Raw genomic sequence first — 303 nt, forward strand, 5'->3', positions numbered from 1 at the left:
AATGTTATTATACCAACTAAAGGAGGTGGATATAGTGAAGTCAATGGCAAAAATGAAATATCATTACGGACTCAAAGTGCGAATTTATCCGAGCGATAAGCAAAAGCAGATTATCAAGCTAAATAGCGATGCTAGTCGGTTTATCTATAACGAAATGGTCGCTATTAATAAGGAACTTTGGCAACTAAAGCAAGTCAAGCTACCAATTGACACTGTTCAGTCACGAATTAAGCAATTGGAACTTCGCCAAAATGCTAAACAAATGTCGAATCATTTCCAGTTCTTAGGAGATAAAAGAATTGA

The 303-nt window shown here is 35.6% G+C and carries 1 protein-coding gene; it reads left to right on the forward strand.

Features of this window, described 5'->3' with window-relative positions; all coding sequences use genetic code 11:
* Positions 1–34: 34 nt before the first annotated feature.
* The coding region (locus QOS10_RS09595) for a helix-turn-helix domain-containing protein (protein WP_283595215.1) at positions 35–303 on the forward strand (269 nt) is incomplete at its 3' end.

This window comes from Limosilactobacillus galli (assembly GCF_947381495.1).
Classification (GTDB): domain Bacteria; phylum Bacillota; class Bacilli; order Lactobacillales; family Lactobacillaceae; genus Limosilactobacillus; species Limosilactobacillus galli.